Origin of the sequence: Streptomyces sp. UG1 (genome assembly GCF_049974585.1) — a bacterium.
GTDB lineage: Bacteria > Actinomycetota > Actinomycetes > Streptomycetales > Streptomycetaceae > Streptomyces.
Window position 1 is genome coordinate 162,192 of record NZ_JBNGGG010000010.1, and the last position, 24,763, is coordinate 186,954.

At 69.6% G+C, this 24,763-nt stretch carries 18 protein-coding genes; 9 read left to right on the plus strand and 9 right to left on the minus strand.

The window, feature by feature from the left end:
* Positions 1-223: 223 nt before the first annotated feature.
* Positions 224-1,219: an SMP-30/gluconolactonase/LRE family protein gene (locus tag ACP4J3_RS13775; protein WP_426533935.1), complete on the plus strand. Its 996-nt coding sequence runs from the start codon at positions 224-226 to the stop codon at positions 1,217-1,219.
* Between the two features lie 55 nt (positions 1,220-1,274).
* Here ACP4J3_RS13775 and ACP4J3_RS13780 read toward each other — a convergent pair whose 3' ends face one another.
* The 6 genes from ACP4J3_RS13780 to ACP4J3_RS13805 all read right to left on the minus strand — a co-directional run bounded on the left by ACP4J3_RS13780 (position 1,275) and on the right by ACP4J3_RS13805 (position 8,502).
* Positions 1,275-2,201 carry a PAC2 family protein gene (locus tag ACP4J3_RS13780; protein WP_426533937.1) on the minus strand — a complete coding sequence of 309 codons (927 nt, stop codon included), beginning with the start codon at positions 2,199-2,201 and terminating at the stop codon, positions 1,275-1,277.
* 140 nt (positions 2,202-2,341) lie between these two features.
* Positions 2,342-3,013, minus strand: a complete 672-nt coding sequence (locus ACP4J3_RS13785; protein WP_426533939.1) for a FadR/GntR family transcriptional regulator — start codon at positions 3,011-3,013, stop codon at positions 2,342-2,344.
* A 290-nt stretch (positions 3,014-3,303) separates the two neighbouring features.
* On the minus strand, positions 3,304-4,920 hold the full coding sequence (locus ACP4J3_RS13790; RefSeq protein ID WP_426533941.1) for an FAD-dependent oxidoreductase: 1,617 nt from the start codon (positions 4,918-4,920) through the stop codon (positions 3,304-3,306).
* Between the two features lie 53 nt (positions 4,921-4,973).
* Entirely contained in the window at positions 4,974-6,515 is a 1,542-nt protein-coding gene (glpK, locus tag ACP4J3_RS13795) for a glycerol kinase GlpK (protein ID WP_426533943.1), read from the minus strand.
* 107 nt (positions 6,516-6,622) lie between these two features.
* Complete coding sequence (locus ACP4J3_RS13800; RefSeq protein ID WP_426533945.1) at positions 6,623-7,417, minus strand: MIP/aquaporin family protein; 795 nt, start codon at positions 7,415-7,417, stop codon at positions 6,623-6,625.
* 320 nt (positions 7,418-7,737) lie between these two features.
* Complete coding sequence (locus ACP4J3_RS13805) at positions 7,738-8,502, minus strand: IclR family transcriptional regulator (protein WP_426533947.1); 765 nt, start codon at positions 8,500-8,502, stop codon at positions 7,738-7,740.
* A gap of 295 nt (positions 8,503-8,797) precedes the next feature.
* Between ACP4J3_RS13805 and metH the strand changes: the two genes are divergently transcribed.
* The 4 genes from metH to ACP4J3_RS13825 all read left to right on the plus strand — a co-directional run bounded on the left by metH (position 8,798) and on the right by ACP4J3_RS13825 (position 16,884).
* On the plus strand, positions 8,798-12,313 hold the full coding sequence (gene metH / locus ACP4J3_RS13810; RefSeq protein WP_426533949.1) for a methionine synthase: 3,516 nt from the start codon (positions 8,798-8,800) through the stop codon (positions 12,311-12,313).
* A 166-nt stretch (positions 12,314-12,479) separates the two neighbouring features.
* A complete protein-coding gene (locus ACP4J3_RS13815; RefSeq protein WP_426533951.1) occupies positions 12,480-13,175 on the plus strand; it encodes an HAD family hydrolase in 696 nt (231 codons plus the stop codon).
* A gap of 424 nt (positions 13,176-13,599) precedes the next feature.
* Positions 13,600-15,204: an ABC transporter substrate-binding protein gene (locus ACP4J3_RS13820; RefSeq protein WP_426533953.1), complete on the plus strand. Its 1,605-nt coding sequence runs from the start codon at positions 13,600-13,602 to the stop codon at positions 15,202-15,204.
* A 99-nt stretch (positions 15,205-15,303) separates the two neighbouring features.
* Positions 15,304-16,884 carry an ABC transporter substrate-binding protein gene (locus ACP4J3_RS13825; protein ID WP_426533954.1) on the plus strand — a complete coding sequence of 527 codons (1,581 nt, stop codon included), beginning with the start codon at positions 15,304-15,306 and terminating at the stop codon, positions 16,882-16,884.
* 86 nt (positions 16,885-16,970) lie between these two features.
* On the opposite strand, the gene ACP4J3_RS13830 is transcribed toward ACP4J3_RS13825, so the two are convergent.
* Both ACP4J3_RS13830 and ACP4J3_RS13835 read right to left on the minus strand, forming a co-directional pair.
* Entirely contained in the window at positions 16,971-17,642 is a 672-nt protein-coding gene (locus ACP4J3_RS13830) for a response regulator (RefSeq protein WP_098241447.1), read from the minus strand.
* Positions 17,643-17,656: 14 nt separating this feature from the next.
* Complete coding sequence (locus ACP4J3_RS13835; RefSeq protein ID WP_426533956.1) at positions 17,657-18,706, minus strand: RecB family exonuclease; 1,050 nt, start codon at positions 18,704-18,706, stop codon at positions 17,657-17,659.
* Between the two features lie 175 nt (positions 18,707-18,881).
* Between ACP4J3_RS13835 and ACP4J3_RS13840 the strand changes: the two genes are divergently transcribed.
* The 3 genes from ACP4J3_RS13840 (at position 18,882) to ACP4J3_RS13850 (ending at position 22,303) form a co-directional block, all read left to right on the plus strand.
* Positions 18,882-20,513: a site-2 protease family protein gene (locus ACP4J3_RS13840; RefSeq protein WP_426533958.1), complete on the plus strand. Its 1,632-nt coding sequence runs from the start codon at positions 18,882-18,884 to the stop codon at positions 20,511-20,513.
* A gap of 50 nt (positions 20,514-20,563) precedes the next feature.
* Positions 20,564-21,466, plus strand: a complete 903-nt coding sequence (locus ACP4J3_RS13845; RefSeq protein WP_426533960.1) for a tRNA (adenine-N1)-methyltransferase — start codon at positions 20,564-20,566, stop codon at positions 21,464-21,466.
* A 258-nt stretch (positions 21,467-21,724) separates the two neighbouring features.
* Positions 21,725-22,303 (plus strand): hypothetical protein, encoded by a 579-nt coding sequence (locus ACP4J3_RS13850; RefSeq protein ID WP_426533962.1) that lies wholly within the window; start codon positions 21,725-21,727, stop codon positions 22,301-22,303.
* 58 nt (positions 22,304-22,361) lie between these two features.
* Here the strand turns inward: ACP4J3_RS13850 and ACP4J3_RS13855 are convergent, their stop codons facing one another.
* The gene (locus ACP4J3_RS13855) at positions 22,362-22,667 is read right to left on the minus strand and encodes a ferredoxin (RefSeq protein ID WP_426533964.1); all 306 of its coding nucleotides are present in this window, start codon (positions 22,665-22,667) and stop codon (positions 22,362-22,364) included.
* Positions 22,668-22,912: 245 nt separating this feature from the next.
* Between ACP4J3_RS13855 and arc the strand changes: the two genes are divergently transcribed.
* Positions 22,913-24,679 carry a proteasome ATPase gene (gene arc / locus ACP4J3_RS13860; RefSeq protein WP_426533966.1) on the plus strand — a complete coding sequence of 589 codons (1,767 nt, stop codon included), beginning with the start codon at positions 22,913-22,915 and terminating at the stop codon, positions 24,677-24,679.
* The last annotated feature ends 84 nt before the right edge of the window (positions 24,680-24,763 follow it).

A 24,763-nucleotide genomic window follows, 5' to 3' on the forward strand; every position in this document is an offset into this window, starting at 1 on the left:
CGTCCAGACTTATTTCGCCAACTCGGTTTGAAAACAAGTTGAACTGGGCAACGTGTGCATTCCGGCCTGAAAGAGATGTCACAACACAATCGGGCCAGATGCTGTCCGGACGCTGTCGAGGGACTGTCTCGTGCTGCGGAGGCGACCGGCGTGTGATGGGGTGGACGAGTCAGTTCACCGTTGGACCAGCTCTCGGCCGGTCCTGTCCGCGGAAGGACGCACCGTGGCCCCCGAACACCGCTCCTTCGCACCTCGGCTCACCCGCCGCAGCCTCCTCACGGCCGGCGCCGCCACCACCGGCGCCCTCCTCGTCGGATCCGCCGGCACCTCGGCCGCGGCGGCCGAAAAGACGGGGCAGGCGACGGGAAAGACCCAGCCTGCCGTGATCCACCTCCCGAACGGCTTCCGCCCGGAGGGCATCACCATCGGCGGCGGACCGTACGCCTACCTCGGCTCCCTCGGCGACGGCTCGATCTACCGCGCCGACCTGCGCACCGGCGAGGGCACCGTCGTCTCGACCGGGCCCGGCACACCCTCGGTCGGCCTCAAACTCGACCACCGGGGACGCCTGTTCGTCGCCGGACGCGGTGAGGGCGCCCGCGTCGTGGACGCCCGCAGCGGAAAGGTCCTCGCCTCCTACCGGCTCACGACGGCGACCCCGACCTTCGCCAACGACGTGTTCCTGACCCCGCACACGGCCTGGTTCACCGACTCCTTCCAGCCCGCGCTGTACGCCCTGCCGCTCGGCCGGCACGGTGCGCTGCCGGACGCGGACGAGGTGGTGACGATCCCCCTGAGCGGCGACTGGAGCCAGGTCGCCGGCGAGGTCGTCAACGCCAACGGCATCACCAGCACCCCCGACGGATCGGCCCTGCTCGTCGTGCAGTCCGGCGTCGGCGGCCTGCACCGGGTGAACCCGCGCACCGGCGCCACCCGGCTCGTCGCCCTCGGCGACGCGGCGCCGCTCACCAACGGTGACGGCCTGCTGCGGATCGGCCGGACGCTGTACGTCGTGCAGAACCGGCAGAACGCGATCGACGTGTTCAAGCTCGCCGCCGACGGCCGCAGCGGCGTCTTCCGGCGCCGTATCACCGACCCGCTGTTCGACGTGCCGACCACGGTGGCCGCGTACAGGGGCCGGCTCTACCTGCCCAACGCGCGCTTCACGACGCCGCCGACGCCTCAGACGACGTACGACGTGATCTCCGTGCCCGCATGACGGCGAAGGGCGGTGCGCTCGCCGCGCACCGCCCTCCCATTTCGGCTCTCCGGCCTCAGTCCTCCGACGAGTCCTCGTCGTCGTCCCTGGCGCCCGGCTTCGGCGGCATCGGCGGGCGGGTGCGGTCGCCGGCCGAGGGGCCGCCGTCCCGGCGCCGCAGATACCGCTCGAACTCGCGGGCGATGGCCTCGCCGGACGCCTCCGGAAGCTCCGCGGTGTCCCGGGCCTCCTCCAGCGACTGCACGTACTCGGCGACCTCGCTGTCCTCGGCGGCCAGCTGATCCACGCCCACCTGCCAGGCGCGCGCGTCCTCGGGCAGCTCGCCCAGCGGGATGCGTACGTCGATCAGGTCCTCGAGCCGGTTGAGCAGGGCCAGCGTCGCCTTCGGGTTGGGCGGCTGCGACACGTAGTGCGGTACGGCCGCCCAGAGGCTGACCGCCGGCACGCCCGCGTGCGTGCAGGCCTCCTGGAGGATGCCGACGATGCCGGTGGGGCCCTCGTACTTGGTCTCCTCCAGATCCATGCGGCGGGCCAGGTCCGCATCGGACGTGGTGCCGCTGATCGGGACCGGACGCGTGTGCGGGGTGTCGCCGAGCAGGGCGCCCAGGATGACCACCAGCTCCACACCCAGTTCGTGCGCGAAGCCGAGGAGCTCGTTGCAGAACGAGCGCCAGCGCATGGAAGGCTCGATACCTCGGACGAGTACGAGATCGCGCGGCTTCTCACCGCCGACCCGGACCACCGACAGGCGGGTCGTCGGCCACGTGATCTTGCGGACGCCCGCGTCCATCCACACCGTGGGGCGGTTTACCTGGAAGTCGTAGTAGTCCTCGGCGTCCAGCGCCGCGAACACCTCGCCCTTCCACTCCTTGTCCAGATGCGCGACCGCGGTGGAGGCGGCGTCGCCGGCATCGTTCCAGCCCTCGAACGCGGCCACCATGACCGGGTCGATCAGCTCGGGAACCCCCTCGAGCTCGATCACCCAGCGCCTCCTTCCGACGTGCCCTCGCCTGACGAACCAACCTTACGGCGTGCGGCGGGGGCGCCCGCAGCCCCCTTGCACGGGGGAGTGAACGGATCACTGCCCCGTTCGCCACCCCGGAACACCCCGCAAGGTTGCGCTCACAGCGTCGAGCGCAGCCATTGCTCCACGCTCGCGATGTGCACCGTCGCCCACGAGCGCGCCGCCTCCGCGTCCCGGTCCCGCAGGGCCGCCAGGATCGCGCGGTGTTCGTGCAGGGTCCGGCTGACCGCGTCCTCCTGGGTCAGCCCCCGCCAGACGCGCGCCCGCGTGGTCGGCCCGGACAGGCCGTCCAGGAGCGAGCACAGCACGGAGTTCCCGGAGCTCTGCACGATGCCCCGGTGGAACTCCAGGTCGCAGGCGACGAGCTCCTCCACCGACGGGTCGTCGCCGAGCTTGTCCAACTGGTTCGCCAGCGCGTCCAGTTGCTGCTCGCTGATCCGCGACGCGGCCATCGCCGTGGCCGCCGGCTCCAGGATGCGGCGCACGGCGAGGAACTCCAGCACCGTGTCGTCGCGGTGGAAGTCGACGACGAAGCTCAGCGCCTCCAGCAGCAGTTGCGGATCCAGGCTCGTGACGTAGGTGCCGTCGCCCTGCCGTACGTCCAGGATCCGGATCAGCGACAGGGCGCGCACGGCCTCCCGCAGGGAGTTGCGGGACAGCCCGAGCTCGGCGGCCAGCTCGCTCTCCTTGGGGAGTCGGTCCCCGGGGCGCAGCGCGCCGGAGACGATCATGCCCTTGATCTTCTCGATCGCCTCGTCGGTCACTGCCATGGCCGGCCTCCCTGTCGTTCAGGATGTCGGGCGAGACATCCGATCACTCGGACCCATTATGTGCGAGTGACCTCGTTGTGGAGCGAGGCCTGTGAAAGGGCATGCGGAAGGGGCATGCAGAACGGGCATGCGGACGGGGCGGCTCCATCGGCGCGGAGCCGCCCCGTCCGGCGTGGCCGGCCCCGGTGCGGAAGGGGCCGCCCTCGTGCGGTCCGGCCTGGTCAGGGAGGTGGCCGGACCCGGCGCCGGCAGAGGCTCATCCGGCGAAAACCTCATCCGGCGCTACGAGGTCACTTCTTGTCGAGCAGGTCCTGCACCTTCGCCCGCACGTCGTCCGTGGCCAGGCCCCGGATCGTCAGCGTCGTACGGCGGCGCAGCACGTCGTCCTGCGTCTCGGCCCACTCGTTGTCCCGGGCGTAGACGACCTGGGCCCAGATCTCCGGGGCGTCCGGGTGAACGCGCTCGCCCAGTTCCGGGTTCTCGTTGGCGATCCGGGCGATGTCGAAGGCCAGGGAGCCGTAGTGGGTCGCCAGGTGCTTCGCCGTGTCGGCCGCCATGCGCGGACCCGGCGCCGGGCGGTCGGTCAACAGCCGGTGGGCGACCGCACGCGGGTTGGCGATGCCCGGCAGCGGCAGCTTCTTCGGCAGCGAGGCGATGGGCTCGAAGTCGTCGCCCAGCGGGGCGCCCGGCAGGGACTCCAGCTTCTTCATGATCGTGCGCCCGATGTGCCGGAAGGTCGTCCACTTGCCGCCCGCGACGGACAGCATCCCGCCCCGGCCCTCGGTCACGACCGTCTCGCGCTTGGCCTTCGCGGTGTCACCGGGACCGCCCGGCAGCACCCGCAGACCCGCGAACGCGTACGTGATCAGATCCCGGTCGAGCTGCTGGTCCCGGATGGAGAACGCGGCCTCGTCCAGGATCTGGGCTATGTCCTTGTCGTTGACCCCGACGTCCGCCGGGTCGCCCTCGAACTCCTCGTCCGTGGTGCCCAGCAGGAGCATGTCCTCCCAGGGCAGGGCGAAGGTGATGCGGTACTTGTCGATCGGGGTGGCGAGCGCCGCCTTCCACGGCGAGGTCCGCTTCAGGACCAGGTGCGCGCCCTTGGACAGCCGGATCGACGGGGCGGCGTTCGGGTCCTCCAACCTGCGCAGGTGGTCGACCCAGGGCCCGGTCGCGTTCAGCACCAGACGGGCGCTCACCCCGAACTCGTCACCGGACAGGCGGTCCTTCAGCTCCGCTCCGGTCACCCGGCCCTTGGTGAAGCGCAGGCCGGTGACCTCGGCGTGGTTGAGCACGACCGCGCCCGCCTCGACGGCCGCGCGGACCGTCATCAGCGCCATGCGCGCGTCGTTCATCTGGTCGTCGCCGTACACGGCCACGGCCTTGAGGTTGTCGGTGCGCAGCTCGGGCACGTCCTGCGCCGCCTTGGCGGGGGACAGGAGGTGACCGACGCCGTCACCGAACGCGGACAGCGCGGAGTAGGCGAAGACGCCCGCCCCGAGCTTCGCAGCGCCGTGCGGCCCGCCCTTGTACACGGGGAGGTAGAACGTGAGCGGGTTCGCCAGGTGGGGAGCCACCTGACGGGAGACCGCACGGCGCTCGAAGTGGTTCTCCGCCACCAGCTTCACCGCGCCGGTCTGCAGATAGCGCAGACCGCCGTGGAGCAGCTTGGAGGAGGCGGACGAGGTGGCGCCGGCGAAGTCGCCGGCGTCGACCAGAGCCACCCTGAGGCCGGACTGCGCGGCGTGCCAGGCGGTGGAGATGCCCAGGATGCCGCCGCCGATCACGAGAAGGTCGTACGACGCCTTGGCGAGCTGCTCCCGGGTCTCGGCGCGGCTCGGGCCTACGCCGGAGGCCGGGCGCGTGCCCAGGGCAGGCACGGACTGCAGGGTGGACTGACTGGTCATTTCGGGTTCTTACTCCTCATCAGAGCTCGCGGCAGAGCTTTCGTGGGCCCTTGTCAGCTCTCGTCGTCCTCGATCCAGCCCATGGTCCGGTCGACGGCCTTGAGCCAGTTCTTGTACTCGCGGTCGCGGGTCTCCGCGTCCATCTGGGGGGTCCACTCGGCGGCCCGGCGCCAGTTGGCGCGCAGCTCGTCGGTGCTGGACCAGAAGCCGACGGCGAGACCGGCGGCGTAGGCGGCGCCGAGGCAGGTGGTCTCGGCGACCATCGGGCGCACCACGGGGGCGTCCAGGACGTCGGCGAGGGTCTGCATCAGCAGGTTGTTGGAGGTCATGCCGCCGTCGACCTTGAGGGCCACCAGCTCGTCGCCGGAGTCCTTGACCATGGCGTCGGCGATCTCCCGGGTCTGCCAGGCGGTGGCCTCCAGGACGGCGCGCGCGAGGTGCGCCTTGGTGACGTACCGGGTCAGGCCGGCTATCACACCGCGGGCGTCGGAGCGCCAGTGCGGGGCGAACAGGCCGGAGAAGGCCGGCACGAAGTAGGCGCCGCCGTTGTCCTCGACCGAGAGCGCCAGCGTCTCGATCTCGGCGGCGGTGGAGATCAGGCCCATCTGGTCGCGCATCCACTGCACCAGCGAGCCGGTGACGGCGATCGAGCCCTCGAGCGCGTAGACCGTCTTCTGGTCGCCGATCTTGTAGCCGACGGTGGTCAGCAGGCCCGCGTAGGAGTTGATGATCTTGTCACCGGTGTTCATCACCATGAAGGTGCCGGTGCCGTACGTCGACTTGGTCTCGCCCTCGGCGAAGCAGGTCTGGCCGAACAGGGCCGCCTGCTGGTCACCGAGCGCGGAGGCGACCGGGATGCCGCCGAGCAGGTCGCCCAGCTTGCCGCCCTTGATCTCGCCGTAGACCTCGGCCGAGGAGCGGATATCGGGCAGGATCTGCAGCGGCACGCCGATCGACTCGGCGATCTTCTCGTCCCACTCCATGGTGTGCAGGTTCATCAGCATGGTGCGGGAGGCGTTGGTGACGTCGGTGACGTGCTTGCCGCCGTCGGCACCGCCGGTCAGGTTCCAGATGACCCAGGTGTCCATGGTGCCGAAGAGGATGTCGCCGGCCTCGGCGCGCTCCTTGAGGCCCTCGACGTTGTCCAGCAGCCAGCGGGCCTTGGGACCGGCGAAGTAGGAGGCGAGCGGAAGGCCGGTCTCACGGCGGAAGCGGTCCTGGCCGACATTGCGGCCGAGCTCCTTGCAGAGGGCGTCGGTGCGGGTGTCCTGCCAGACGATGGCGTTGTGGACGGGCTCACCGGTGTTCTTGTCCCACAGCACGGTGGTCTCGCGCTGGTTGGTGATGCCGATGGCCTTGATGTCGTCGCGGGTGATGCCGGCCTTGTCGATGGCTCCGGCGACGACCTCCTGGACGTTGGTCCAGATCTCGGTGGCGTTGTGCTCGACCCAGCCCGGCTTCGGGAAGATCTGCTCGTGCTCCTTCTGGTCGACGGAGACGATACGGCCGTCGCGGTCGAAGACGATGCAGCGGGAAGAGGTCGTGCCCTGGTCGATGGCTGCGATGAAGGGGCCGGCGGTGTGGGCGTCGGTCACTGTTAGCTCCTGGAAGTTCCGTGGTTATGGGGCTTTACGTACGGCGCGCGCCGAGAGTTTCGGCTTTTCTCACCCGGACGGGTGAACCTCACTGTTCCCAACTGTTTCTAGGCGAACGCGACGTTGTAGATGCCTGCCGCGACGGCGCCGCCGACGAGCGGACCGACCACCGGGATCCAGGCGTAGCCCCAGTCGGAGCCGCCCTTGTTGGGCAGGGGCAGAAGGGCGTGCACGATGCGCGGACCGAGGTCACGGGCCGGGTTGATCGCGTAGCCGGTCGGGCCGCCGAGGGACAGACCGATGGAGACGACGACGAGCGCGGTGATCAGGGCGCCCAGCGGGCCCAGGCCGTTGCCGTCGTTGTTCAGGCCCTGGGTGAGGACCGCGAGCACCAGCACGACGGTGCCGATGATCTCCGTGAGCAGGTTCTGCACCGTGTGCCGGATCTCGGGACCGGTGGAGAAGATGCCCAGGACCGGGCCGGCGCCCTTCTCCTGGGCCTCGACGGCCTTGGCCGCCGTGGCCTGCGCGCCCGGACCGCCGACGATCTCCCTGTCGGTGAGGTGGGCGTTGAACTGGCCGTAGTAGGCGACCCAGACCAGGGCCGCGCCGATCATGGCACCGAGGAGCTGTCCGGCGAAGTACGTCGGAACGTTGCTCCAGTCGCTGTCCTTGATCGCGAGCGCGACGGTCACGGCCGGGTTGAGGTGGGCGCCGGACAGCGGCGCCGAGGTGTAGACCGCCGTGAGCACTGCGAAGCCCCACCCGAAGGCGATGGCGAGCCAGCCGGCGTTGCGGGCCTTGGAGGCCTTGAGCGTCACGGCGGCACAGACGCCGCCGCCGAGCAGGATGAGTAGGGCGGTACCGATGGTCTCGCCGATGAAGATGTCGGAGCTGGACACCCGCGACTCCTTTGTCCTTCGTCCAGGGGAAGCCGAACCCCGGGTCCCTCCGGTGGTTCGCGTTGCCCTCGGGGGTGAGAGCGATGCCGGCCCTTGGCACTGTCACACTCTAGCGCGTATTGCCGGTAGGTGTTCGACAATGCCGACCGATGGACGGGAGTCTTGCCCCGGCGTCGGGCGTGCGTCAAGAGCTCTGTCGTTGAATGCGCGATCGTTGTCGGTTGTGTTGATTTATCGACTTGCCGATGAACGGGTCGACGCATGGTGAAGGCCGGAACGCCCGCGACGTCCCGGCAACCGCTTTCGTCCCGTACGGGCGCTCAGAACCGCCCGGCGCCCAGATCCCGCGACACCGCGCGGGCGCAGTCCCGCACCGCCGCGATCAGCTCGGGCCGCAGTTCGCCGTCCCGGCACAGCCGCTCCACGGCACCGGTGATGCCGACCGAGCCCACCGGCATACGGCGCCGGTCGTGAATGGGGGCGGCCACGGAGGCGACGCCCTCCCAGGTCTCCTCGACGTCGGCGGCATAGCCACGCGCGCGTGTCATGTCGAGGATGTGCTCGAAACCGTCGAGATCACACACGGTCCGGTCGGTGAACGCCTTGCGGTCGGCGTCGATCGCCTCGCTGTGCGCGACCGGGTCGTACGCCGACAGGACCTTGCCCAGGGCCGTGGAGTGCAGCGGCTGCATGGCCCCGATCTCCAGCACCTGCCGGCTGTCGTCCGGGCGGAAGACGTGGTGGACGATCAGCACACCCTGCTGGTGCAGGACACCCAGATACACGCTCTCCCCGCTGGAGCGGGCCAGGTCGTCCGTCCACACCAGGGCCCGCGCCCGCAGCTCGTGCACGTCCAGGTAGGTCGTGCCCAGGCGCAGCAGCTCGGCGCCGAGCTGATAGCGCCCGGAGGCGTCGTCCTGCTCGACGAAGCCCTCCTGCTGCAGGGTGCGCAGGATCCCGTGGGCGGTGCCCTTGGCGAGGCCCAGCGAGGAGGCGATGTCCGACAGGCCGAGGCGCCGCTCGCCGCCCGCGAGGAGCCGCAGCATCGCGGCCGCCCGTTCGAGCGACTGGATGTTCCGTGCCATCGCCGTACTGCCTCCGTCCCGTTCGACCGTCGACCCCGCGACGTCGCTGCCGCCGTTCGGCAATGTCGAACACTACCGGTCGTTGCCGACCTCCCGCTAATGGTCGGCCGCTATCCACCCGCGCGTGTTGCCTCACCCCTAGCCGGAGATCGCCCCGGACGTCATCTCCGTCCCGCGTCGTGGACTGCCTGACCACTTCGGCGCGGTCCCGGCTACGCTGGCGGCGTGCGCCCGCTGCGGACGGACCCGTGGGGGGCGCAAAGCCGACAGCCGTCGCACTCCAGGGAGCCCTTTCATGGCCTCGTTGCCACCGACCCCTTCCGCCGACAGCCGGACCCGCGTGTCCGCCCTCCGCGAGGCGCTCGCCACCCGAGTGGTGGTCGCCGACGGAGCGATGGGCACCATGTTGCAGGCCCAGGACCCCACTCTCGAGGACTTCGAGAATCTGGAGGGCTGCAACGAGATCCTGAACCTGACCCGCCCCGACATCGTCCGCTCCGTCCACGACGCGTACTTCGCGGTGGGCGTCGACTGCGTCGAGACCAACACCTTCGGGGCCAACCACACCGCCGCGGCCGAGTACGAGATCGCCGACCGCGTGCACGAACTGTCCGAGGCCGGCGCGCGCCTCGCCCGCGAGGTCGCCGACGAGCACGCCGCCGGCGACGGCCGCCCGCGCTGGGTCCTGGGATCGGTCGGCCCCGGCACCAAGCTGCCCACCCTCGGCCACGTCGGCTACACCACGATCCGCGACGGCTACCAGGCCAACGCCGAGGGCCTGCTCGCCGGCGGCGCCGACGCCCTGATCGTCGAGACCACCCAGGACCTGCTGCAGACCAAGGCCTCCGTCCTGGGCGCCCGCCGCGCCATGGAGGCGACCGGCACCGAGGTGCCGCTGCTGGTCTCCATGGCCTTCGAGACCACCGGCACCATGCTGCTCGGCTCCGAGATCGGCGCCGCGCTGACCGCGCTGGAGCCCCTCGGCATCGACATGATCGGCCTGAACTGCTCGACCGGCCCCGCCGAGATGAGCGAGCACCTGCGCTACCTGGCCCGGCATTCGCGCACCCCGCTGCTGTGCATGCCGAACGCCGGTCTGCCGATCCTCACCAAGGACGGCGCCCACTTCCCGCTCGACCCCGAGGGCCTGGCCGACGCCCAGGACACCTTCGTACGGGACTACGGGCTGAACCTCATCGGCGGCTGCTGCGGCACGACCCCCGAGCATCTGAGGCAGCTCGTGGAGCGGGTCCGGGGCACCGCGCCCACCGAGCGCAGCCCGCAGCCCGAACCGGGCGCCGCCTCCCTCTACCAGACGGTCCCGTTCCGCCAGGACACCTCCTACCTGGCCATCGGCGAGCGCACCAACGCCAACGGCTCCAAGAAGTTCCGCGAGGCCATGCTGCACGCCCGCTGGGACGACTGCGTGGAGATGGCGCGCGAGCAGATCCGCGAGGGCGCGCACATGCTCGACCTGTGCGTGGACTACGTCGGCCGCGACGGCGTCGCCGACATGGAGGAACTGGCCGGCCGCTTCGCCACCGCCTCCACGCTGCCGATCGTGCTGGACTCCACCGAGGTCGACGTCATCCAGGCCGGCCTGGAAAAGCTCGGCGGACGCGCGGTCATCAACTCCGTCAACTACGAGGACGGCGACGGCCCCGACTCCCGCTTCGCGAAGGTCACCAGGCTCGCCCGCGAGCACGGCGCCGCGCTCATCGCGCTGACCATCGACGAGGAGGGCCAGGCCCGCACCCCCGAGAAGAAGGTCGAGATCGCCGAACGGCTGATCGAGGACCTGACGACGAACTGGGGCATCCTCGAGTCCGACATCCTCATCGACGCCCTGACCTTCACCATCTGCACCGGCCAGGAGGAGTCCCGCAGGGACGGCATCGCCACCATCGAGGCGATCCGCGAGCTCAAGCGCCGCCACCCCGACGTGCAGACCACCCTGGGCCTGTCCAACATCTCCTTCGGCCTCAACCCGGCCGCCCGCATCCTGCTGAACTCCGTCTTCCTCGACGAGTGCGTCAAGGCGGGCCTGGACTCGGCGATCGTGCACGCCTCGAAGATCCTGCCGATCGCCCGCTTCGACGAGGAGCAGGTCACCACGGCCCTGGACCTCATCTACGACCGCCGCCGCGAGGGCTACGACCCGCTGCAGAAGCTGATGGCCCTGTTCGAGGGCGCCACCGCCAAGTCGCTGAAGGCAGGCAAGGCCGAGGAGCTGGCCGCCCTGCCGCTGGAGGAGCGCCTGAAGCGGCGCATCATCGACGGCGAGCGCAACGGCCTGGAGGCCGACCTCGACGAGGCGCTGAAGGACACGCCCGCTCTCGACATCGTCAACAACACCCTGCTGGACGGCATGAAGGTCGTCGGCGAGCTGTTCGGCTCCGGCCAGATGCAGTTGCCGTTCGTCCTGCAGTCCGCCGAGGTGATGAAGGCCGCCGTCGCCTATCTCGAACCGCACATGGAGAAGTCCGACGCCGAGGGCAAGGGCACCATCGTGCTGGCCACGGTGCGCGGCGACGTGCACGACATCGGCAAGAACCTCGTGGACATCATCCTGTCCAACAACGGCTACAACGTGGTCAACCTGGGCATCAAGCAGCCCGTCTCCGCGATCCTGGAGGCCGCCGAGGAGCACCGGGCCGACGTCATCGGCATGTCCGGGCTGCTGGTGAAGTCCACGGTGATCATGAAGGAGAACCTGGAGGAGCTCAACCAGCGCGGCCTGGCGGCGAACTTCCCCGTCATCCTCGGCGGCGCCGCCCTCACCCGCGCCTACGTCGAGCAGGACCTGCACGAGCTGTACGAGGGCGAAGTCCGCTACGCCCGCGACGCGTTCGAGGGCCTGCGCCTGATGGACGCCCTCATCGGCGTCAAGCGCGGCGTGCCCGGCGCCAAGCTGCCCGAGCTCAAGCAGCGCCGGGTGCGCGCCAGTGCCGTGACCATCGAGGACGAGCGCCCCGAAGAGGGCCACGTCCGCTCCGACGTCGCCACCGACAACCCCGTCCCCACCCCGCCGTTCTGGGGCACCCGCGTCATCAAGGGCATCCAGCTCAAGGAGTACGCCTCCTGGCTCGACGAGGGCGCCCTCTTCAAGGGCCAGTGGGGCCTGAAGGAGGCCCGCAGCGGCGACGGACCGTCGTACCAGGACCTCGTCGAGACCGAGGGCCGCCCGCGGCTGCGCGGACTGCTCGAGAAGCTCCAGACGGAGAACCTCCTCGAAGCGGCCGTGGTCTACGGCTACTTCCCGTGTGTCTCCAAGGACGACGACCTGATCCTGCTGGACGAGCACGGCAACGAACGCACCCGTTTCACCTTCCCGCGCCAGCGCCGCGGCCGCCGGCTGTGCCTGGCGGACTTCTTCCGCCCGCAGGAGTCCGGCGAGACCGACGTCGTGGGCCTCCAGGTCGTCACCGTGGGCTCGCGCATCGGCGAGGAGACCGCCCGGCTCTTCGAGTCGAACTCCTACCGCGACTACCTCGAACTGCACGGCCTGTCGGTGCAGTTGGCCGAGGCGCTCGCCGAGTACTGGCACGCGCGCGTGCGCTCCGAGCTGGGCTTCGCCGGTGAGGACCCGGCCGACATCGAGGACATGTTCGCGCTGCGCTACCGGGGCGCCCGCTTCTCGCTGGGCTACGGCGCCTGCCCCAACCTGGAGGACCGGTCCAAGATCGCCGACCTGCTCCAGCCCGAGCGCATCGGCGTCCACCTGTCCGAGGAGTTCCAACTGCACCCCGAGCAGTCCACGGACGCCATCGTCATCCACCACCCGGAGGCGAAGTACTTCAACGCCCGATAGGCGTCGGCGCAGGTCGCAGCGGTCCCCGGGGTCCTAAAGGTGTGCCCCGACGCACATCTTTCAAACCAGGCGCTTCGCCACCGCACGTCGTACACTGGACGGTCCACCGCAGGCCGGTTCCCCTCGTGGGAGCCGGCCTGTCCGCCCCTCAAGGAGGTGCGCCAGGATGACCAGCACGGTCCCCGCGCCAGTAACCCGCACGGCCGACGGGTCGGCCCTTCAGGCCGTACTCCTCGACATGGACGGCACCCTGGTGGACACGGAGGGCTTCTGGTGGGATGTCGAGGTCGAGATCTTCGCCGGCCTCGGTCACACCCTCGACGACTCCTGGCGCCATGTGGTGGTCGGCGGCCCCATGAGCCGCAGCGCCGGCTTCCTGATCGAGGCCACCGGCGCCGACATCGCGCTCGCCGAGCTCACGGCGCTGCTCAACCAGGGCTTCGAGGACCGCATCGACCGGGCCCTGCCGCTGATGCCGGGCGCGGCCCGGCTGCTGGCCGAGCTCGCCGCGTACGAGGTCCCCACGGCCCTGGTCTCCGCCTCGCACCGGCGCATCATCGACCGTGTGCTCACCTCGCTCGGCCCCCAGCACTTCGCGCTGACCGTTGCCGGTGACGAGGTGCCGCGCACCAAGCCGCACCCGGACCCGTATCTGCTCGCCGCGTCCGGCCTGGGCGCCGAACCCGCCAGATGCGCGGTCGTCGAGGACACCGCGACCGGCGTCGCCGCCGCCGAGGCCGCCAGCTGCCAGGTGGTGGCCGTACCGTCCATCGCGCCCATCACCCCGGCCGCCCGGCGCACCGTGGTGAACTCTCTCGAAGAGGTCGATCTGGCATTTCTGCGTGGGCTGATGGCCGCCTGACAACACAAATGCGACCCCTTGTTCACCCAGCGTGCAACATCGATAACGCGGGAATTCCGAAGGGAAATTCGAGGGCACCGGATGGCTGAATTCCGGCGCCCTCGAAGACTGTTCAGTTTGTGATGTTCGCCACTCGATCGGGGGTCGACAGAAGCCCTCTCGAGTGCCCCACGCCCCCTGAAGAGAGCTTCGAGCGCACCCTTGTGTCCCGATTGATGGGAGGGTGCACGAATCCTTCCGGCGTCAGCCTTTCTTTGTGTCCGCGCCCGGTTCCGCTCCGTGATGGGGCCTCAACTCCGGTCGCATCGAACCCTGCTGCGGGCGCGGACTAACCTCGTCGCGAGAACATCGCACTTACCCCGTGATCCGCTGCGACACCCCTGCATGCCGGGTACACGGAGTCGACCGCTGGAGAAACCCGAGCATGAACCGCAAGACTTTGGTGCTGCCGGCCGTCATCGGCCTGCTCGCGCCGGTTCTCGCCGCCTGCGGCGGAACCGACAGCGGCAGCGACAGCGGCGACGCGATCGTCGTCGGCACCACGGACGCGTTCACTGCCTCGAAGGACGCTCCCGCCCCGCTCGACCCGGCCTACGCATACGACGTCGGCACCTGGAACATCCTGCGCCAGACCGTGCAGACCCTGATGATCCAGCCCCGTGGCGAGGGCGAGCCGGTGCCCGAGGCCGCCGAGAACTGCACCTTCACCGACAGCGGCAACGAGCGCTACGCCTGCACCCTGCGCAAGGACCTGAAGTTCGCGAACGGCGACGCCGTCACCGCCGAGGACGTCAAGTACTCCATCGACCGCGCCCGCTCCCTGAAGGCCGACAGCGGCGTCTTCGCGCTGCTGTCCACCATCGACACCGTCGAGACCCAGGGCGACCGCGAGGTCATCTTCCACCTCAAGACCGCCGACGCCACCTTCCCGTTCAAGCTGTCCACCCCGGTCGCCGGCATCGTCGACCCGGACACCTACGACAAGGACAAGCTGCGCGACGGCTTCGAAGTCGACGGCTCCGGCCCGTACACCCTCAAGGCCGAGGTCGACGACGACAAGCTGGTCTCGGCCGTGTTCACCAGGAACTCCCACTACAAGGGGAGCCTGAAGGTGAACAACGACAAGGTCGAGCTGCGCAACTTCGAAGGCGCCGACGACATGGGCACCGCCCTCGACAAGGGCGACATCGACCTGATGACCCGCACCATGTCGCCCGAGCAGATCCAGAAGCTGTCCGCCGACACCGACGACAAGGTCGACCTCGTCGACATGCCCGGCCTGGAGATCCGCTACCTGGCCTTCAACACCGACGACCCCACCGTCAAGAGCAAGGCCGTCCGTCAGGCGATGGCCCAGCTCATCGACCGCGGCGAGCTGGTCTCCAAGGTCTACGGCGCCCAGGCCGAGCCGCTGTACTCGCTGGTTCCCGCCAGCGTCACCGGCCACTCCAACTCGTTCTTCAACAAGTACGGCGACCCGAGCGTCGGCAAGGCCAAGTCGATCCTGGAGAAGGCCGGCGTCACCACCCCGGTGAAGCTGACGCTGCACTACACCACCGACCACTACGGCTCGGCCACCAAGAAGGAGTTCGAGCTGCTGCAGAAGCAGCTCAACGGCAGCGGCCTGTTCGACGTCGACATCAAGGGCGCCCCCTGGGCGACCTTCCGCCCCGCCGAGCAGAAGGGCGAGTACGAGGTCTACGGCATGGGCTGGTTCCCCGACTTCCCCGACGCCGACAACTTCCTCGCCCCGTTCCTCGACAAGGACAACTTCCTCGGCTCGCCGTACGCCAACAGCGCCATCCGCACCAACCTCATCCCGGAGTCCCGCCGCGTCGCCGACCGGCTGTCCGCCTCCGACAGCCTGACGGACATTCAGGACATCGTCGCCAACGACGTGCCGGTGCTGCCGCTGTGGCAGGGCAACCAGTTCGTCGCCGCCGGCGACGACGTCACGGGGACGGCGTATGCGCTCAACTCCTCCTCGACCCTTCAGTTGTGGGAGCTCGGCCGTGGCGTGAGCGGCTGACGTCTCTCCATGCCCGGCGCGCACGACAAGGCGCCGGGCACGGCCCGGGATCCGGGACGCGACCCGGGTTCCTCACATTCGACGACAAGGCACTCGTACGTGAACATGCGTAACCAGTGGCCGGTCCTGCCCGTCGTGGCAGGACTGGCCTCCGGCCTGCTGACCGGCTGCGGCACGGAGACGGGGGACTCCGGGGAGACCGGCTCCTCGGTGGTCATGGGGATGTCGGACGACGTCCTGGCCACCGACCCCGCCTCCGGCTACGACCCCGGCTCATGGCTGTTGTTCAACAACGTCTTCCAGTCACTGCTCAGCTTCCCCAAGGGCGCCGTGGAACCGCAGCCCGAGGCCGCCCGGGAGTGCGCCTTCTCCGACACCAAGGCGACGGTCTACCAGTGCACGCTCAAGGACGGCCTGAAGTTCAGCAACGGTGACGCGCTCACCTCGAAGGACGTCAAGTTCTCCTTCGACCGCATGCTGAAGATCAACGACCCCGACGGCCCCGCCGTCATGTTCCCGACCCTCGACAAGGTCGAGACGCCGAACGACGAGACGGTCGTCTTCCGGCTCAACACCCCCGACGCCACCTTCCCCAGCAAGATCGCCTCCGGCGCCGGCTCCATCGTCAACGCGAACGAGTACGAAGCCGACGCACTGCGCAAGGACGGCCAGGCGATCGGCTCCGGCCCCTACAAGCTGGACAGGTTCGACGACAAGGAAGCCGTCTTCTCGGTCAACGAGAACTACAAGGGCACCGCCGACGTACGGAACTCCGGCGTCACCCTGAAGTTCTTCCACGGCGACCAGGACGCCCTGAAGAAGTCACTGCTCGACAACGAGATCGACATTGCCTACCGAGGCCTCACCGCGGGCGACATAGCCGACGTCGAGAAGTCCGGCGGCGACTCGGGCGCCGAGGTCGTCGAGGGCAGCAGCGCCGAAGTCCAGCACCTGGTCTTCAACATGGACGACCCCGTCGCCGGAAAGCTCGGCGTGCGCAAGGCCATCGCCTACCTCATCGACCGGGACGCCCTCATCAAGGACGTCTACCAGGGCACGGCCACCCCGCTGTACTCGATCATCCCGGCCGGTATCAGCGGCCACAACACGGCCTTCTTCGACACCTACGGCGCCCGCCCCTCCAAGTCCAAGGCCGCCGACGCCCTGCGGGACGAGGGCATCGACGGCAAGGTCAAGCTGACCCTGTGGTCCACCCCGTCGCGCTACGGCCCCGCCACCGACGACGAGTTGAAGGCCATCGCCAAGCAGCTCAACGACAGCGGCCTGTTCGACGCCGACGTGCAGTCCGTCGCCTTCGACCAGTACGAGAAGGACATCGAGGCCGGCAAGTACGGCGTCTACGTCAAGGGCTGGATCCCGGACTACCCGGACGCCGACAACTTCACGGCCCCCTTCTTCGGCAAGGGCAACGTGCTCGGCAACAACTACAGCAACAACGCGATCACCGGCACGCTCATCCCGCGCACCGCGGCCGAGAGCGACCGCGCCGCGACGGACGACGACTTCGGCCAGCTCCAGGACATCGTGGCCAAGGAACTCCCCGTCCTGCCGGTCTGGCAGGCCAAGCAGTACGCGGTCGTCCGCGACAACGTCTACGGCCTGGAGTACTGCCTCGACGCCTCCACCGTGTTCCGCTTCTGGGAACTGAGCAAGGGCTGACAGGCGCCCGCCCCGGCGGCCGCACACACGAAGAGGGCGCCCCTTCCGAGGAGGGGGCGCCCTCTTCGCCGTAGCGACCCGGATCCCTACTGCGCGCCGGGGCGCACCAGACCGCTCTCGTACGCGTACACCGCGGCCTGCACCCGGTCGCGCAGCCCCAGCTTCGTGAGCACATGGCCCACATGGGTCTTCACCGTGGTCTCACTGACGAACAGATCGGCGGCGATCTCAGCGTTGGACAGGCCCCGCGCCACCAGCTTCAGCACCTCCACCTCACGCTCGGTGAGCGTGTGCAGCGTGTCCGGAACCGGCTCGTCGCCCGACGGCAGATGCGCGGAGTACTTGTCCAGCAGTCGGCGCGTGATGCTCGGCGCCAGCATCGCCTCACCGGCGGCGACCACACGGATCGCCTGCACCAGCTCATTGGCCGGGGCGTCCTTCAGCAGGAAGCCGCTGGCGCCCGCCCGCAGCGCCTCCACCACATACTCGTCGAGATCGAAGGTGGTCAGCACCAGCACCTTCGCCGGGCCGTCCCGCCCGGGCCCGGTGATCTGCCGCGTCGCCTCCACCCCGTCCATGCGGGGCATACGGATGTCCATCAGGACCACGTCGGGCTGCAGGGCCCGCACCTGATCGAGGGCCTGCAGACCGTCACCGGCCTCGCCCACGACCGCGATGTCCTGCTCCGCCTCCAGGATCATCCGGAAGCCGGTACGCAGCAGGGGCTGGTCGTCGACCAGTAGGACGCGGATGGCCACGTGAGTCTCCTTCGCTAGTCCGGCCCCATTCTGCCCTGCGCGCCACCCTCGGACTCGCCCGCCCTGACGGGCAACGGATACGGCGGGGGAGTGCCGCCGAATTCCGGGCAATGGGCCTGGTGGTCGCACCAGCCGCACAGCTTCGTCGGCCGGGGCCGCCAGTCACCCGACTCCGTCGCCGCCCGGATCGCGTCCCACAGCGCGAGCAGCTTGCGCTCGACCCGCTCCAGATCGGCCAGGACCGGGTCGTACGTCAGCACATCACCACTGCCCAGATAGACGAGCTGAAGCCGACGCGGGACGACCTTCTTCAGCCGCCACACGACCAGGGCGTAGAACTTCATCTGGAACAGCGCGCCCTCGGCGTACTCCGGCCGGGGCGCCTTGCCCGTCTTGTAGTCGACGATCCGCACCTCACCCGTGGGCGCCACGTCGACACGGTCGATGATCCCGCGCAGCCTCAGCCCCGAGTCCAGCTCGGCCTCCACGAACAGCTCGCGCTCGGCGGGCTCCAGCCGCGTCGGATCCTCCAGCCCGAACCACCGCTCGACGAGCTGCTCCGCCTCACTCAGCCAGGCCGCGAGCCGCTCGCCCTCGGGATCGTCCGCGAACAGCTCCCCGACCTCCGGCCTGCTCTCCCGCAGCCGGTCCCACTGCCCGGGAATGAGCGACTTGGCCCGCGGAGCGGTCCGCTCGGCGGCGGGCGCGTCGAAGAGCCGCTCCAGCACCGCGTGCACGAGCGTGCCCTTGGTCGCCGCCGCACTCGGCTTCTCGGGCAGCCGGTCGATCACCCGGAACCGGTAGAGCAGAGGGCACTGCATGAAGTCGCCGGCGCGGGAGGGGGACAGAGAGGTGGGCGGTATCACGGGGAGGACGGGAGTGCCGGCCGGCGCTGCCGCCTCCGGGGCCGCGGCGGTGCCGGCGGCCGGCGCCGCGGCCTCACCCGCCCCGGCCGTCGCCGCCGTACTGTCCGCCCCCGCGGGGTCCTCGTCCCGCACCGGCCCTGTCACCGGCGCGACGTCACTGCCGCAGCCCGCCGCGGCGCCCTCCGTGCTCGTCTCCATGACCACAGACCTTACGGCCCACCACTGACAGTGACCCACCCCGACCGGCACCGCCGGGACACCGGCGAAATCTCAGGGGGGTGCCGGGGCGAAACGCGCCACGACGGCCGCATACCATCGACCAGAGACCCTTCCGCCCGTCAGGCGCGGAAGACGCTTCGAACGAGGGGACACCGTGGACGAGAGCGGCGGGAGCGGGCAGCCGCGGTCCGGCACCGACGAGTCGACCGAGCGCCGGCCGGACCGTAAGACCCCGGCCACCGACCCCACACGCCCCGACCCCACCCCGTCCGACGAACAGCCCATGGACCACCGGCGGTTCGACGGCACCGGGGACGACGCCGTGCCCGAGACCCCCGAGCACCGTACACAGGCCCCGGACGACTCCACCGCGAGCCGGACGCCCGGGGAGGGACCCACGGACGCCACGCGCGCCGAAGCCGGCACCGAACACCACCCCGCCGACAGCACCCCCGCACAACCGCCCTACGGCACCGAGGCCCGCCCGACCCTGCACGCTCCCACCGACGACAGCACCCCCACCCCCGCACAACCGTCCCCCGGCACCGAGGCCCACCCCACCCCGCACGCCCCCGCCGACGACCGAGCCTTCGCCCACTCCGGCACCAAAGGCCCGCCGCCACAGCGCCCCCGGGACCCCCGAGGCGGACTGCTGATGGGGCGGCCCTTCGGCGTGCCCGTCTACGTCGCCCCGAGCTGGTTCCTCGTCGCCGCGCTGATCACCTGGGTGTTCGGCGGCCAGCTCGACCGCGTACTGCCCGAGCTCGGCGCCGCCCGCTACCTCGTCTCCCTCTTCTTCGCGGTCGCCTTCTACGCCTCCGTCCTCGTCCACGAACTCGCCCACACCATCGCCGCCCTCCGCTTCAAGCTCCCCGTGCGCCGCATCCAGCTCCAGTTCTTCGGCGGCGTCTCCGAGATCGAGAAGGAGGCCGAGACACCCGGCCGCGAATTCGTGCTCGCCTTCGTCGGCCCCCTGCTCTCCCTCGTCCTCGCCGCCGTCTTCTACGGCGCCATGCAGACCGTCGAGCCCGGCACCGTCCCCGGCGTCCTGCTCGCCGGCCTGATGTTCTCCAACCTCATCGTCGCCGCCTTCAACCTGCTCCCCGGCCTGCCCCTCGACGGCGGCCGCATGCTCCGCGCCGTCGTCTGGAAGATCACCGGCAAGCCCATGACCGGCACCATCGCCGCCGCCTGGGTCGGCCGCGCCCTCGCCGTCTCCGTCCTCGTCGGGCTCCCGCTGCTCACCCAGTCCGGCGCCCTCGGCGCCGACGCCGTCGACAACGTCGGCATGGACACCGTCATGGACGCCCTGCTCGCCGCCATCCTCGCCGCGATCATCTGGACCGGCGCCGGCAACAGCCTGCGCATGGCACGGCTGCGCGAACACCTCCCGGAACTGCGCGCCCGCACCCTCACCCGCCGAGCCGTCCCCGTCGAGACCGACACCCCCCTGTCCGAGGCCCTGCGCCGCGCCAACTCCGCCGGCGCCCGCGCCCTCGTCGTCGTCGACGCCGACGGCAACCCCGTCTCCCTCGTCCGCGAGGCCGCCATCGTCGGCGTACCCGAACACCGCCGCCCCTGGGTCGCCGTCAGCGGCCTCGCCCAGGACCTCACCGACGGCATGCGCGTCTCCGCCGAGCTGGCCGGAGAGGAACTCCTCGACACCCTGCGCGCCACCCCCGCCACCGAATACCTCGTCGTCGAGGAGACCGGCGAGATCTACGGCGTCCTGTCCGCGGCCGACGTCGAGCGCGCCTTCGTGAAGGCCATGGCCCGCCCCTCCTAGCGCCGGGCTCAGTGGTCGGCGGCCCCCGCAAACCCCGGTAGGCTGGTCACATGTCCGAACCGACCGGTGCCGCCCGCAGGCGCGGGCCCTTCAAGGTCGGGGACCAGGTACAGCTGACCGACCCCAAGGGCCGCCACTACACGTTCACGCTCGAAGCCGGGAAGAACTTCCACACCCACAAGGGTTCCTTCCCGCACGACGAACTGATCGGCGCACCCGAGGGCAGCGTTGTCCGCACCACCGGGAACGTCGCCTACCTCGCGCTGCGCCCCCTGCTCCCCGACTACGTCCTGTCCATGCCCCGCGGCGCCGCCGTGGTCTACCCCAAGGACGCGGGGCAGATCCTCGCCTTCGCCGACATCTTCCCCGGCGCCCGCGTCGTCGAGGCCGGCGTCGGCTCGGGCTCGCTCAGCAGCTTCCTGCTGCGCGCCATCGGCGACCAGGGCATGCTGCACAGCTACGAGCGCCGCGAGGACTTCGCCGACATCGCCAGGCAGAACGTGGAGCGCTACTTCGGCGGCCCCCACCCCGCCTGGCAGCTCACCGTCGGCGACCTCCAGGACAACCTGAGCGACACCGACGTCGACCGCGTCATCCTCGACATGCTCGCCCCCTGGGAATGCCTGGAAGCCGTCTCCAAGGCACTCGTGCCCGGCGGCATCCTCTGCTGCTACGTCGCCACCACCACCCAGCTCGCCCGGACCGTCGAGTCCATCCGCGAGATCGGCTGCTTCAACGAGCCGACCGCCTGGGAGACGATGATCCGCAACTGGCACATCGAGGGCCTCGCCGTCCGCCCCGACCACCGGATGATCGGCCACACCGGCTTCCTGCTCACCGCCCGCCGCCTCGCCGACGGAGTCGAGCCGCCCATGCGCCGACGCCGCCCCGCCAAGGGCGCCTACGGCGAGGACTACGAAGGCCCCAACGCCGCCGGCGGCAGCGGCCGCTGAAGCACCCCGCACCGCATTCAACGTACAAGCGCTGTGGTCGAGTTCCCGGCACGACACCGGAACTCGACCACAGCGCCTCTTTGTTGACACGCCGCCAACAACCGACAACTCCGCGAGCCGCACACCCCGCCCACACCACCGGCCATCCGACATCCGGCACCGGAACTCCACACCCCTGCCGTTCCCCCGCACTGTGACGTGTGGCACGATGCTGGCCACCCACCCCCACCGGCACAGCCCTCACAGGAGACACTCCTAGTGCAGCAATCCGCCGTCCCGGAACTGGCACACACCCACACCCGGCCCGTCCACTGGCTCGCCACCGCCACAGCGGTCGCCGGTGTCGTGGCGCTCTCCTCGGTCCTCCAGCCCAACCCGGCGACAGCGGCCCAGACAGCAGGACCGGAGCCGCAGCACGCCCCCGCGGCCGCCGCGCCCCCCGACCCCGCGCACGTCGACTTCCCCCTCGAATGCGGCCCGGTGAAGGCGATCGTGGTGAAGAAGGCCGCCGGAGACCTCGACGGCGACGGCAGCCCCGAAACCGTGGCCGTCGTGCACTGCGACTCGCCCATGGGCACACCGCCCGACGGCGTCTACGTCCTCACCCGCGCCAAGGACACCGCCACCCCCCGCCTCGTGGCGACCCTCGTCGACCCGAAGGACAGCATCACCGTCAGTGACATCGCCGTCCGTGACGGAGCCGTCGAGGCCGACCTGCTCGGCTACTCGTCCGACGACGTTCCGCGCTGCTGCCCCGACGTGAAGGACAACGCGAAGTGGCAGTGGAAGAACGGCGCGTTCGCCCGCTCGGCACCCTCCGCCGCCCGCAGCGTCTGACCCCCGCCACCGAACGCTGTGAGAAATCAGACAGTCGTAACACCTCGTACAGGACTGGTCACTCGGCGTCCGGACCGAACACCTCCACCCTGTCCGAAACCCGACGCACATGGATGCACTCGCCCGGGCACTCCCGCGCCGAGTCCACCACATCGGTGAGAAGCGGCAGCGGCACGGGCGTTGTAGCCCCCCTGGCCTGCAAAAGCTCGTCCCCGGCGCCCTTCACGTAAGCCAGACCGTCGATGTCCAGCTCGAACACCTCGGGCGCGTACTGGGCGCAGATCCCGTCCCCGGTACAGAGATCCTGATCGATCCAGACCTCCAGCGCCTCACCCTCGACCCCGGTCGCCTGCTCCACGCTCATCTCTCCTACCGCTTCCTGCGCCGAGCCGAACGGGAATCCGGCCAGCTCTGACGGGTGTTGAACGCTTCGACCCTACCTTCGACTGGGTTCCAATCATGTGCGGTGGGTATTCCCCTGGCGTGAGGGAGAGCGCAAGGGTGAAGATCGGACACACCCCTACCGTCTTTGTGATCTAGGGGTTTCAATCGACACCCACCCAGGTAGGGTCTGGAAGCGTCCAGCTCCCCTTGGAGGAGGTGAGGACCGTGGCAGCCCACGACGACGACATGAACCGCGGCATCCGCCCGGGACGAGGGTCCGAGGACCCGGCCGGGCAGATCGCCTACCTTGAGCAGGAGATCGCCGTCCTGCGACGCAAGCTCGCCGACTCTCCGCGGCACACGAGGATTCTCGAAGAGCGGATCGTCGAGCTGCAGACCAACCTGGCCGGCGTGTCCGCACAGAACGAGCGACTCGCCAACACGCTCCGTGAGGCCCGCGACCAGATCGTGGCCCTCAAGGAAGAGGTCGACCGGCTCGCACAGCCACCGGCCGGCTTCGGTGTCTTCCTCGCCGCGAACGAGGACGGCACCGCCGACATCTTCACCGGAGGCCGCAAACTCCGCGTGAACGTCAGCCCGAGCGTCGAACTCGACGACCTCCGGCGCGGCCAGGAACTGATGCTCAACGAAGCGCTCAACGTGGTCGAAGCCATGGAATTCGAGCGCGTCGGGGACATCGTCACCCTCAAGGAGATCCTCGAGGACGGCGAACGCGCCCTGGTGCTCGGGCACACCGACGAGGAACGGGTGGTACGGCTCGCCGAGCCGCTGCTGGACGTCACCATCCGACCCGGCGACGCCCTGCTGCTCGAACCCCGCTCCGGCTACGTCTACGAGATCGTCCCCAAGAGCGAGGTCGAGGAGCTCGTCCTCGAAGAAGTACCGGACATCGGCTACGAATCCATCGGCGGCCTCGGCAACCAGATCGAAATGATCCGCGACGCCGTCGAGCTGCCCTATCTCTACCCCGACCTGTTCAAGGAGCACGAACTGCGGCCGCCCAAGGGCGTCCTCCTGTACGGGCCCCCCGGATGCGGCAAGACACTCATCGCCAAGGCCGTCGCCAACTCGCTGGCCAAGAAGGTCGCCGAGGTCACCGGCCAGGCCGCCGGCAAGAGCTTCTTCCTCAACATCAAGGGCCCCGAGCTCCTGAACAAGTACGTCGGCGAGACCGAGCGGCAGATCCGCCTCGTCTTCCAGCGTGCTCGTGAGAAGGCCAGCGAGGGCACCCCCGTCATCGTCTTCTTCGACGAGATGGAATCCCTCTTCCGCACCCGCGGCTCCGGCGTCAGCTCGGACGTGGAGAACACCATCGTCCCCCAGCTGCTCGCCGAGATCGACGGTGTCGAAGGCCTGCAGAACGTGGTCGTGATCGGCGCCTCCAACCGCGAGGACATGATCGACCCCGCCATCCTGCGCCCCGGCCGCCTGGACGTGAAGATCAAGATCGAGCGTCCGGACGCCGAGGCCGCCAAGGACATCTTCGGCAAGTACCTCACCGAACGGCTCCCGCTGCACTCCGAGGACCTCGGCGAACACAGCGGCAGCAAGGCGTCCACGGTCCAGAGCATGATCCAGACCGCCGTCGAGCAGATGTACGCCGAATCCGAGGAGAACCGCTTCCTGGAGGTCACCTACGCCAACGGCGACAAGGAAGTCCTCTACTTCAAGGACTTCAACTCCGGCGCCATGATCGAGAACATCGTGGGCCGCGCCAAGAAGATGGCGATCAAGGACTTCCTCGAGCACAACCAGAAGGGCCTGCGCGTCTCCCACCTCCTCCAGGCCTGCGTGGACGAGTTCAAGGAGAACGAAGACCTGCCCAACACCACCAACCCGGACGACTGGGCCCGAATCTCCGGAAAGAAGGGCGAACGGATCGTCTACATCCGCACCCTCATCACCGGAAAGCAGGGCGCGGACACCGGACGCTCCATCGACACGGTGGCCAACACCGGTCAGTACCTGTAAAAGACAGGGCGGCTGCGGGTGCCCAAACCGGGTACCCGCAGCCCACTGCTTTTCAGGCGGACGCTCGCAGGCGAGGCAATGACG